This window comes from Pseudomonas congelans (assembly GCF_900103225.1).
Classification (GTDB): Bacteria; Pseudomonadota; Gammaproteobacteria; order Pseudomonadales; family Pseudomonadaceae; genus Aquipseudomonas; species Aquipseudomonas congelans.
Genome location: NZ_FNJH01000003.1, coordinates 572,904 through 584,458, shown reverse-complemented (window position 1 = coordinate 584,458; position 11,555 = coordinate 572,904). Strand labels below are relative to the sequence as shown.

Below are 11,555 nucleotides of genomic sequence, written 5' to 3'. Positions count from 1 at the left end.
GCCAGTAGACTGGCGACCACGCGCACCAGACAGGTGCGCAATCTGTCGAATAAGTTGTTGCGGAGGCCGTTGTGTACAAAGGTGTGGTGCTGTCGGTCCTGGCGTCTACGCTGTTCGGGGTCATGTATTTCTATACGTCACTGATGACCCCGCTCGACGGTGAAGAGATCTTCGGCTGGCGCATGCTGCTCACCGTGCCATGCGCAACCCTGTTCATGCTGGTCAGCGGTGACTGGCGGCGAGTCCGCGAAGTGGCTGTCCGACTCAGGCAGCAACCGCTGCTGATCTTCGCGCTGCTGCTGTCTTCGGTGCTGCTCGGGGCGCAGTTGCTGATCTTCATGTGGGCACCGTTGCACGGGCGCAGTCTGGAAGTATCACTGGGCTATTTCCTGCTGCCGCTGAGCATGATTCTCACTGGCCGCGTGGTGTATGGCGAGCACCTCTCCTACCTGCAGAAAGTCGCTGCGGTGTTTGCCATGATCGGTGTGGCGCATGAGCTGTGGCGGCTGGGCAGTTTCTCCTGGGAAACCCTGCTGGTGGCGGGCGGCTATCCGCTGTACTTCGTGCTGCGTCGCAAGCTCAAGACCGATCACCTCGGCGGGCTCTGGTTCGATATGCTGCTGATGCTGCCCATCGGCCTGTGGTTCATCGCCAACGGCCATCCGCAGGCCATTCAGCAGGCACCGCTGTTGTACCTGCTGATCCCGCTGCTCGGGGTGATCAGTGCCTCGGCGCTGGTCAGTTACATTCTTGCCAGTCGCTTGCTGCCGTTCAGCCTGTTCGGGCTGCTCAGTTATGTCGAGCCGGTGCTGCTGGTAGGCGTCGCCCTGCTGCTGGGCGAGAGTATCGGTCGCGATGAGTGGCTGACATACCTGCCGATCTGGATGGCCGTCGTGGTCCTGATGATCGAAGGCGCCAAGCATATGCTGGCCCAGCGCCGCCGGGACGCGAGCTGAGCGTCAGGACTCGGTGAAACGCTCCAGCTGCATTTCCTGAAGTCGACTAAGGGTGCGCCGAAAGGCAAACGACAGGTAGCCCTCGGTGTACAGCTCGTCCATCGGCACCGGCGCTTCGACATACAGCGGAATGCGCCGGTCATAGCACTCGTCGACCAGCGCGATGAAACGGCGCACGCCATCATCGTTGGGCGACAACTGCGGTAGCTCGCGATCGCCTGCGATCACTTGCTCGACGCCATCCTCGGTACCGCGGGCAATTTTCGCTTCGCGCTGTGCGGCCCCCAGCAGCGGCACCTCGCTGAGCAGAATCACTGAAAAGCGATCGCACAGGGCGATGAAATCCATGGCTGCCAGCGGCTGTTCGCAAAGGTCGCGATAGCGGCACCACACGGCGGTGTCGGAATGCCGAACCACGTTGATGCTGCGATAACCGAGCATGACCTGCGAGTCGTGAACCGGCTGATCCGCGCTCAACGCTTCGAAGATACCCTGCAAGGCGCTGGGTCGACCGGCTTCGGCAATCCAGTAGCGCTGATGCAGTTGCCCGGGGTGCAGCCGGTGATCCTCGCCGCCGTCGACCGGCACGACATCCATGTACTTCAGAATCGCCGCAACCGCGGGCAGGAAGCGTTCGCGATTGTGGCCATGGCTGTATAACTGCTCCGGTGGCTGGTTGGACGTGCAGACCAGCACCACGCCCTCTTCAAACATCACCTGCAACAGCCCACCCAAAATCACTGCGTCGCCGATATCGGTAACGAACAGCTCATCGAAACACATCACTCGCACGTCACGCGCCAGTTCCCTGGCAACCACGGTCAGTGGCTGGGAAGTGCCCATCAACTCGAACATGCGTTTATGCACCCAACGCATGAAATGATGAAAATGCTGACGCCGGGCGGGTACGCTCAGGCTTTCGAAAAAGCGGTCCATCAGCCAGGTCTTGCCACGCCCGACCGGCCCCCACAGATAAACGCCGCGTGCCCGACCGCGAGCGGCAGCCAGCCCCTCATAACACGCCTGCAACTGGCGGGCGGCCTGCAACTGCGCCTGATCGGGTTGAAACCCACGCTGAACGGCACGTTCGTAGGCTTGCAGAGGAGAGACGGCATCCATCAGGCACACACCTTCAGTATCAGAGAAAAGATATCCAGCCTGTACGAGGCTGCGCCGCGCAACTCAACTCATCAAGTCGACTCAGGCAGGCTGCACGCCGGCACGCTTGAGCAGTCGCTTGCAGCGCTCGGACAGGTGTACTACACGCAGATGCTTGCCGGCTTTGGCGTAACGCTCGCGCAGGGTCTTGAGCGCGGCGATGGCCGAGTAATCGACGAAGCTCAGGTGGCGGCAATCCAGTGTCACCTGCGCAGGGTCTTCGGCCGGGTTGAACTGGTCGAGAAACGGTGTGGTCGAGGCGAAGAACAGCGTGCCATGCAGGTGATAGACCTTGCTGCCATCGGCTTCGATGTGGCTGTCGGCGTATAGCTCGCGAGCCTGCTGCCAGGCGAAATTGATCGCCGCGATGATAATCCCGAACAGCACTGCGGTGGCCAGGTCGGTCAGCACCGTGACCACGGTCACGGCAATGATCGCCAGCACGTCGTTGAGCGGCACTTTGCGCAACACACGCAAAGAGGCCCAGGCGAAGGTCTGCTGGGCGACCACGAACATCACTCCGACCAGCGCCGCCAATGGAATACGCTCGATCAGCGGCGAGAGGAACAGCACAAACATCAGGATCATCAAACCCGCGACCACGCCCGACAGACGACCGCGGCCGCCAGAACTCAGGTTGATCACAGTCTGACCAATCATCGCGCAGCCGCCCATGCCGCCGAAGGCACCGGAGACCACGTTGGCAGCGCCCAGCGCTACGCACTCGCGATCCGGATAACCACGGGTTTCAGTGATCTCGTCGGTCAGGTTCAGGGTCAGCAGGGTTTCCAGCAGACCGACCAGCGCCATCAGGATCGCGTAAGGCGCGATGATGCGCAGCGTCTCCAGATTCCACGGAATGTCCGGCATGGCGAATACCGGCAGGCCACCGGCAATGTGCGCCATGTCGCCCAGAGTGCGGGTTGGCAGGCCGAGCAGGTAGACCGCCAGCCCGACGCTGAGGATCGCCACCAGCGCGGGCGGCGCAACGCGGGTCACGCGCGGCAACAGGTAGACAATGGCCATGGTCAGAGCCACCAGCCCGAGCATCACGTACAGCGGCGTACCGCTGAGCCATGATTCCCCCACCTTGAAGTGCTCCAGTTGCGCCATCGCGATGACGATCGCCAGACCGTTGACGAAGCCCAGCATCACCGGATAAGGCACCAGCCGCACCAGTTTGCCCAGCCGCAGCAAGCCGAACAGGATCATGATCAGACCGCCCAGCAATACGGTCGCCAGCAAATACTGCACCCCCTGCTGAACCACCAGCGCGACGATCACCACCGCCATGGAACCTGCCGCACCGGACACCATGCCCGGACGCCCGCCGAACAGCGCGGTCAGGGTACAGATGATGAACGCGCCGTAGAGCCCCATCAGCGGATTGAGATGGGCCACCAGCGCAAAGGCGATGCACTCGGGCACCAATGCAAAAGATGTGGTGAGGCCTGCCAGGACTTCGGCACGTATTCGGATCGTTTTCATGGGTTACCTGAGCGGCGCTCCATGGAGGAAGCGCAAAAAAGTGGGCATATTACGCAAACCTTTGATGACCGACCACCACGGCGGGGCTTCCAGGAAGGCTCTCTGATGATCGGCCCGAACCTGAAACAACAAGGAGTAAACCGATGCAATGGAATGGAACGCTGCTCTGCACAGGACTTCTGCTGGCCAGTGCGATGGCTGTTGCCGACGACGACACAGCGGCTGTCGACGCATTCGTGCAGGCAGAAGCCAGCAAAGTGATGCAGGAAAATCATATCGCGGGCCTGTCGATCGCCGTCACTCGCCAGGGCAAACAGCAGTTCTACGCTTACGGCGTCGCATCAAAAGCCACCGGCCAGCCAGTCACGCGCGATACGCTGTTTGAACTTGGCTCGATCAGCAAGACCTTCACCGCCACCCTCGCTACCTGGGCGCAGACCAATGGGCAGCTGTCGTTGACGCAAAGCATCGACAGCTATATTCCGCAGTTGCAGGCCTCGCGGCTGGGCAAGGTGCCGGTGTTCCATCTGGGCACCCATACGGCTGGCGGCTTCCCGCTTCAGGTGCCGGATAAAGTGCACAACACCCGTCAGTTGATGGAGTATTTCAAGGCGTGGCAGCCCGAATATCTGCCCGGCACCCAGCGCACCTACGCCAATCCCAGTGTGGGCCTGCTCGGCATGGTCGCGGCACGCAGCATGAAGATGCCATATGAAAAAGCCCTGCAGCAGCGGCTGTTTCCGGCGCTGGGTCTGAGTAATACCTATATCAATGTGCCCGATGAAAAACAGGCGCTGTATGCGCAGGGCTACAACAAACTCGACGAGCCGGTCAGGGTCAATCCAGGGCCACTGGCGGCTGAAGCCTACGGGGTGAAATCGAGTGCCCGGGACATGCTCCGTTTTGTCGAAGCGAACATCGGGCTCGGTCAAAACGACGCCGCGCTGCAAAAAGCCCTGCGCGACACGCGGACCGGCTATTTCAAGGTCGGCGGCATGACTCAGGACCTGATCTGGGAGCAGTATCCGCTGCCGGTCCGTCTGGAGGCGCTGCTTGAGGGCAATGCCAGCGCCATGCTGAACACGGTCAAAGCCGAAATGATCGAGCCACCGCAGGCAGCGCAATCTGCGGTCTGGGTCAACAAAACCGGTTCAACCAACGGTTTCGGCGGCTATGTGGCGTTCATTCCGGAACAGCAGTTGGGGATTGCCATCCTCGCCAACAAGAATTACCCGAACGAGGAGCGGGTGAAACTGGCCTATCGGATCCTGCAGAAGATGGGCTGCTGTTCAACGCCCTGAAAAGAGCCCTGACCCCTCGGCCGCCTCGATTTCAAGCAGCTTGCGCTTGCGCTCGACGCCCCAGCGATAGCCCGACAGCGATCCGTCGCTGCGCACCACGCGGTGGCAGGGAATGGCCACCGCGAGCTTGTTCGCACCACAGGCATTGGCAACCGCACGGACTGCACTGGGCAGTCCTATCTGCGTGGCGATCTGCGTATAGGTGGCCGTCGATCCGGCAGGGATGTCCCTGAGCGCCTGCCAGACCCGCTGCTGAAACACCGTGCCGCGGATATCCAGTGGCAGCGCCAGGCCGGTCGCCGGTGATTCGACAAAACCCACGACCTCGGCAACCAGCTGTTCGAACGCTGCGTCTGCACCGATCAGGTTGGCGTTGGGAAACTGGTCCTGGAAAGCTTCGATCAGTGCATGCGGATCATCACCTAGCGAAATCGCGCAGATGCCCTTGCTGCTCGTGGCCACCAGAATCGAGCCCAGCGAACTTTCACCCAGGGCGAACCTGATGTCGACATTGGCGCCGCCCGCGCGATATTCGGAAGGTTTCATGCCGAGCATTTTCTGCGAAGCCTCATAGAAACGACTGTTGGCGTTGTAGCCCGCCTCGTATAACGCATCGGTAATGCTTACGTCCTGTGAGAGCTGGACTTTCACCCGCGAGCGCAACGAGGCGACACTGTAGGCTTTGGGCGTCAGCCCGGTCAGCTTTTTGAAAATACGGTGGAAATGAAAACCGCTCATCCCGACCTGCTCCGCGAGCTCGGTCAGATTGGGCATCACATCGGCGGCATCGATCAGTCTGCAAGCCTGGGCAACGGCTTCTGCATGCTTGAGTTGCAGCGCATGTGAATCGCCAGCGTTGCGCAGGGACGGGCGAAATCCGGCGGCCTCGGCCTCGCGTGCATTATCAAAAAACACCACGTTTTCCGGACGCGGCAGCCGGGTCGGGCTGCACGGGTTGCAATAGACGCCGGTGGTCAGCACGCCGTAAACGAAGTCAGCGCCGGCGTGTGAACGCCGATTGACCAGGATGTCCCAGCGCGGGTCGTCTTCAGTGCGCAGGGCGCGTGCCGTTTGAGTGCGTTCTGTGCTGTCCATGGTGGAGCCCGCCTTGAGTTTCGATAAGCCTGCGCCTGTCAGAGCCACTGGGCACTCCGAGTCTTGCTTTCAAATTCGAGATGAGCCGATTTCACTGAAATCGACCGGCACTCGCCACAGATACCAGGCAGCGATGGTTCGGTAAGGCGCGAAGCGCTCGGCAAGGCGGGCCATTTGCCGGTGAGACGGTTTGAGTTCGAGAGCATACAGTCGCCGATAGCCTTCGCACACGCCGAAGTCGCTGGCTGGCATCACATCCCGCTGACCGAGCCCGTAAATGAGCATCATCTCCACGGTCCAGCGCCCCACTCCCGGTAGCTGGATCAGGCGTTCGACCAGCGCTTCGTTGCCCATCGCCAGCGCAGCACTGACCTCGGGCACCAGACCGTCCAGCCGCGCAGCGGCAATCGCCTTGATCGCCCGGCATTTGGACGCCGAGAAGCCACAGGAGCGCAGTGCCTGGTCATCCAGCTCGACTAGCGCCTGTGCCCCGGGAAAGCTGACCTCTGGAGAGCTGTCGTCCAGAAACAGCGCGCGCAATCTACGGACCATCGCGTCGCCCGCCCGGGCATGCAATTGCTGATAGGCAACGGCCTTGACCAGCGCCTGAAACGGGTCCTGCGCTGCGCTGACCGGATGCAGACAAGGTCCGACCTGGTCGATCAGCAATTGCCATTGCGGGTCTATGGACCTGAGCGACGCCACCGCCTGGGCATGCTCGCGGTCAGCGCTGTCTGATTCTGATGACATGATGATTTCCGGATTGAGGCAGCCTGAAGGGCATCTACGGTTTACAAAGGCGTTGAAAATGATCGCTGATTTTCGAAGACAGCGGAACGTTCAAAACACCGTGATCGATTAGCTGAACCTGACCTGAACGACCTGCTAAAAACCAAAGACAGATAAAAAACAACTATCCGCATTCAAGAATGAGTATCATTATGTTACGCAGTGTTTCAGGTCTATGGCCTGCTGCGACAGCTTCACCCTTCAGCTTTGACCCGGTGAGATATGCTCGTTCCCTTTTTGATCATGCTGCGCGAAGGCATCGAAGCCGCGCTTATCGTTGGCATAATCGCCAGTTACCTGAAGCAGACCGGCCGCGGCGAGTGGATGCCTGCGGTGTGGATCGGCGTATTTCTGGCTGCCGCGCTCTCGCTGTTCGTCGGTGGCGGGCTTGAGCTGATGAGCGCCGAGTTTCCGCAGAAGCAACAGGAACTGTTCGAAGGCATCGTCGGCCTGATCGCGGTCGGCATTCTCAGCTCGATGGTGTTCTGGATGCGCAAGGTCGCACGGTCGATCAAACACGCGCTGCACGAATCACTCGACGCTGCCCTCACCGGCTCGAAAAACCAGACCTACGCGCTGATCGCCATGGTGTTTTTCGCCGTGGCCCGCGAAGGCCTGGAAACCGTGTTCTTTCTGCTCGCCGTATTCCAGCAGAGCGAAGGCTCCGGTGCACCATTGGGCGCCCTGCTCGGCTTGCTGCTGGCGGTCGGTTTCGGCGTGGCCATCTACAGCGGCAGCATGCGCCTGAACCTGAGTCTGTTTTTCCGCTGGACCGGGCTGTTCATTCTGGTAGTGGCGGCGGGCATTCTCGCCAACTCCGTTCAGGCACTGCATGAAGCCGGGGTCTGGAATCACCTGCAGGAAGTGGTCTTCGACATCAGTGCGCTGTTGCCGATGGACGGCCCTGCCGGTTCGGTACTGGCAGGCATGTTCGGTTACCAGGACGCGCCGACGGTCAGCACCCTGAGTGCTTACCTGATTTACCTGATCGGGGCGCTGCTGCTGTTCTTCAAGCCGCATACCCCGACCGCTGGCAAGGTCATGCAGCCAAACACATCTTCTGTTACGAACGAATAAGGGCCTCCATGTCTAACCGTCCTTCAGGGCCTTCCGGGAAAGCCCGGCCGCCCCGTGTCCTGCGATTGGCAGTCGCCGGCTCAGTGATCCTGATGATCGCCGCTGGCGGGCTGTTCTACTATGCCTCGCAGGTCGCGGCCAAAAAGCGCGCAGCCAATGCCGGTACTGAAACCGTGGTCAATATCCACGCGCACAACTGCGAACCGAACGCCTTGACGGTTGCCGCGGGCAAGAACGCCTTCCGCATCGTCAACCGCTCCGAGCGCGCCGTCGAATGGGAAATCCTCGATGGCGTGCTGGTAATTGAAGAACGGGAAAACATCGCCCCAGGGCTGAGCCAGGTGATCAACGCCAACCTGGCACCCGGCGATTACGCGATTACCTGCGGTCTGCTGAGCAACCCGCGCGGCACCCTGCACGTCACGCCGACGGCAGAGTCCGACGCCAAGGCCAAAGCGCGTCCGTCCATGACCGCCTTCATCGGTCCGCTCTCCGAATACCGCGTGTACCTGAGCCTGCAGAGTTCGGCGTTGATCAAGGCCGTCACCGCTCTGCAACAGGCCATTGATGCCGGCGACCTGAGCGCCGCCCAGGCGGCCTACCTGCCCGCCCGCACCGCTTACCAGCGCATTGCACCGGCTGCACAGCGCCTCGCCGAGCTGGACAATGCGATCAATGCCCGCGCCGACTATTACGAGAAACGTGAACAGGACCCCGGTTTCGGCGGCTTTCACCGCATTGAATACGGCCTGTACGAGCAACACAGCGTCGAGGGCCTGGCGCCCGTCGCGCAGCGTCTGCAAACCGATGTCACCCAGCTCAAGCAACAGTTGATGGCGCAATCGCTGGCACCCGAACAACTGGCGGCCATTGCCACTCGCACACTGCGCAGCCTGGCTGAGGTACGCAGTAACGGCGAAGAGGAACGCTACAGCCACAGCGACGTCAACGGCTTTGCAGCCAACCTGGACGGCACCCGCAAGATCGTCGACCTGCTGCGTCCGCTGCTGACCCGCAGTGCGGGCGATCTGCTGCAGAAGATCGATGCAGCCATGGCTGATCTGGACACCACGCTTGATGCGTTGAGCACCGCCGATGGTGGCGTGCGCCCCTACGATCAGGTGGATGAGACGCAGCGCAAGCAGATCGCAGCCAAGGCTGGCGCTCTGGCTGACGCGCTCAATGGCATAGACCCGGCACTTGGCCTTTCCGGCCTCTGATTTACTGGAGCACAGCACACCACGATGAAAAATCCGGACAGCAATCCAGACACAAGCAACGCTCCGGCCTCCGCGCAACGCCGCCGCGTTCTGATGGGGCTCGGCGCTGCAGGGGCCGCGCTGGCTGGCAGCAGCCTGAGTGGCAATGTACTTGGCGCAGCACCTGCGCAAGTCGCCGAAGCGCCGAACAGTGAGAAAACGCAGGACCACAACGAGTTTCACGGCCTGCATCAGAGCGGTATCGTCAACCCGCGCCCGGCAGCGGGCATGCTGGTGGCGTTCGATGTTCTGGCCGCCGACCGTGAAGACCTGGAGCGTCTTTTCCGCACGTTGAACGAGCGCATCGCGTTCCTGATGACCGGTGGCCCGGTGCCGGAGATCGATCCGAAACTGCCGCCGCCAGACTCGGGCATTCTCGGTCCGGTGGTGACCCCGGACAACCTGACCATCACCGTGTCGGTGGGCGAATCGCTGTTCGATGAGCGTTTCGGCCTGGCCCCGCTCAAGCCGAAACGCTTGAGCCGCATGACCGGTTTCCCCAACGATGCGCTGGATCCGGCCAGTTGCCACGGCGACCTGAGCATTCAGTTCTGCGCCAACACCGCCGACAGCAACATCCATGCGTTGCGCGACATCGTCAAGAACCTCCCCGACCTGCTGCTGGTGCGCTGGAAACAGGAAGGCACCGTGCCGCCCCAGGCACCGAAAAAACCCGGTCAGCCGCCGGAAAGCGCGCGCAACTTCCTGGGTTTCCGGGACGGTTCGGCGAACCCGGACTCCAACAACCAGAAGACCATGAACGAGCTGGTCTGGGTGCAGCCGGGCAGCGATGAACCGGCCTGGGCCGCCAATGGCAGCTATCAGGCGGTGCGCATCATCCGCAACTTCGTCGAGCGTTGGGACCGCACGCCATTGCAGGAGCAGGAATCGATTTTCGGCCGCAGCAAAAGCACGGGTGCACCCATGGACGGCAAGGTCGAGAGCGATGTGCCCAACTACGCGGCAGACCCGGAAGGCAAGAAAACCCGGCTGGATTCGCACATCCGCCTGGCCAACCCGCGTACCGCCGAAAGCCAGCGCAACCTGATCCTGCGCCGCCCGTTCAATTACTCCAACGGGGTAAACAAGAACGGTCAGCTGGACATGGGCCTGCTGTTCATCTGCTACCAGGCCGATCTGGAAAAAGGCTTCATTACGGTACAGAGCCGACTTAACGGCGAGCCGCTGGAGGAATACCTCAAACCGGTCGGTGGCGGCTATTTCTTCACCCTGCCGGGGGTAAACGGCGACCAGGATTACATCGGTCGCTCACTGCTGGCGGCCGTAGCGCCCACTAAAAACGCATGACCTATCCACTCCTGACCCGGAAGACACTCATGAAAAAGACGCCCCTGGCTTTGCTCCTGACCCTTGGCCTGCTCCAGACCCCGCTGGCTGCCTTTGCCGCCACCGCGCCGCTGGATCTGGTAGGCCCGGTGTCGGACTACAAGATTTACGTGACCGAAAACATTGAAGAACTGGTCAGCCACACCCAGAAATTCACCGATGCCGTGAAAAAAGGCGACATCGCGACAGCCAAAAAGCTCTACGCCCCTACCCGCGTTTACTACGAGTCGGTAGAACCGATTGCCGAACTGTTCAGTGACCTGGACGCGTCCATCGACTCACGCGTCGACGACCATGAACAAGGCGTGACGGCAGAAGACTTTACTGGCTTCCATCGTCTGGAATATGCGCTGTTCTCGCAGAACACCACCAAGGATCAGGGCCCTATCGCCGACAAGCTGTTGAGCGACGTCAAGGACCTGGAAAAGCGCGTGGCCGACCTGACCTTCCCGCCTGAAAAAGTCGTCGGCGGCGCAGCAGCCCTGCTGGAAGAAGTGGCAGCGACCAAGATCTCCGGCGAAGAAGACCGTTACAGTCACACTGACCTGTATGACTTCCAGGGCAACATCGATGGTGCGAAGAAAATCGTCGACCTGTTCCGCCCGCAGATCGAACAGCAGGACAAGGCCTTCTCCAGCAAAGTCGACAAGAACTTCGCCACCGTGGACAAGATCCTCGCCAAGTACAAAACCAAGGACGGTGGCTTTGAGACCTACGACAAGGTCAAAGAGAACGATCGCAAAGCCCTGATCGGTCCGGTCAACACCCTGGCAGAAGACCTCTCGACCCTGCGCGGCAAACTGGGCCTGAATTGATCTGCAGCGCCGCGCCTGAAAGCGCTTTTTAACGCGATGGCACTGACGGCGCAGAGTGCGACGTAAGTGACGGCTGAGTCCTGGCGCTGATCCGGGGGTAGCCTGGCAGGACGCCAGGCTACCCGCACCGGGCCATGGAGGGCCCGTTGCGGCGACCCCCGGATCAATGACAGGGCGAAGGAACCCGACGAAGTCGGGCCGGAAACGGAGCTGCGGGCTTTGCCTACTTTGGCCCCATCAAAGTAGGTCGCCGAGGGGCGAAAAGGTGAC

General features: G+C 61.1%; 10 protein-coding genes. 6 read left to right on the top strand and 4 right to left on the bottom strand.

Translation table 11 applies throughout. The features are described from left to right. Positions 1-71: 71 nt before the first annotated feature. Entirely contained in the window at positions 72-956 is an 885-nt protein-coding gene (gene rarD, locus BLR20_RS14040; RefSeq protein ID WP_010431982.1) for an EamA family transporter RarD, read from the top strand. Between the two features lie 3 nt (positions 957-959). Here the strand turns inward: rarD and zapE are convergent, their stop codons facing one another. Both zapE and BLR20_RS14030 read right to left on the bottom strand, forming a co-directional pair. Then, positions 960-2,075 (bottom strand): cell division protein ZapE, encoded by a 1,116-nt coding sequence (zapE, locus tag BLR20_RS14035; RefSeq protein WP_054992842.1) that lies wholly within the window; start codon positions 2,073-2,075, stop codon positions 960-962. Positions 2,076-2,156: 81 nt separating this feature from the next. Next, positions 2,157-3,602 (bottom strand): SulP family inorganic anion transporter, encoded by a 1,446-nt coding sequence (locus BLR20_RS14030; RefSeq protein WP_054992843.1) that lies wholly within the window; start codon positions 3,600-3,602, stop codon positions 2,157-2,159. A 143-nt stretch (positions 3,603-3,745) separates the two neighbouring features. Here BLR20_RS14030 and ampC point away from each other — a divergent pair, with 143 nt between their 5' ends. Further along, a complete protein-coding gene (gene ampC, locus BLR20_RS14025; RefSeq protein WP_054992844.1) occupies positions 3,746-4,903 on the top strand; it encodes a class C beta-lactamase in 1,158 nt (385 codons plus the stop codon). Here the strand turns inward: ampC and ada are convergent. Together ada and BLR20_RS14015 are read right to left on the bottom strand one after the other, a co-directional pair. Further along, positions 4,892-5,998 carry a bifunctional DNA-binding transcriptional regulator/O6-methylguanine-DNA methyltransferase Ada gene (ada, locus tag BLR20_RS14020; protein WP_032611684.1) on the bottom strand — a complete coding sequence of 369 codons (1,107 nt, stop codon included), beginning with the start codon at positions 5,996-5,998 and terminating at the stop codon, positions 4,892-4,894. The two genes, ampC and ada, sit on opposite strands and share 12 nt — an antisense overlap. 69 nt (positions 5,999-6,067) lie before the next feature. Further along, positions 6,068-6,748, bottom strand: coding sequence for a DNA-3-methyladenine glycosylase family protein (locus BLR20_RS14015; protein ID WP_032611687.1), 681 nt, complete (start codon positions 6,746-6,748; stop codon positions 6,068-6,070). A 261-nt stretch (positions 6,749-7,009) separates the two neighbouring features. On the opposite strand from BLR20_RS14015, the gene efeU reads away from it, so the two are divergent. The 4 genes from efeU to efeO (BLR20_RS13995) are packed head-to-tail and all read left to right on the top strand — an operon-like array spanning position 7,010 to position 11,285. Further along, positions 7,010-7,864 carry an iron uptake transporter permease EfeU gene (gene efeU / locus BLR20_RS14010; protein ID WP_003417759.1) on the top strand — a complete coding sequence of 285 codons (855 nt, stop codon included), beginning with the start codon at positions 7,010-7,012 and terminating at the stop codon, positions 7,862-7,864. 8 nt (positions 7,865-7,872) lie between these two features. Next, complete coding sequence (gene efeO, locus BLR20_RS14005; protein ID WP_054992845.1) at positions 7,873-9,084, top strand: iron uptake system protein EfeO; 1,212 nt, start codon at positions 7,873-7,875, stop codon at positions 9,082-9,084. A gap of 24 nt (positions 9,085-9,108) precedes the next feature. Beyond that, entirely contained in the window at positions 9,109-10,431 is a 1,323-nt protein-coding gene (efeB, locus tag BLR20_RS14000; RefSeq protein WP_032611691.1) for an iron uptake transporter deferrochelatase/peroxidase subunit, read from the top strand. Positions 10,432-10,460: 29 nt separating this feature from the next. Continuing rightward, the gene (gene efeO, locus BLR20_RS13995; protein ID WP_003417764.1) at positions 10,461-11,285 is read left to right on the top strand and encodes an iron uptake system protein EfeO; all 825 of its coding nucleotides are present in this window, start codon (positions 10,461-10,463) and stop codon (positions 11,283-11,285) included. Positions 11,286-11,555 lie beyond the last annotated feature (270 nt).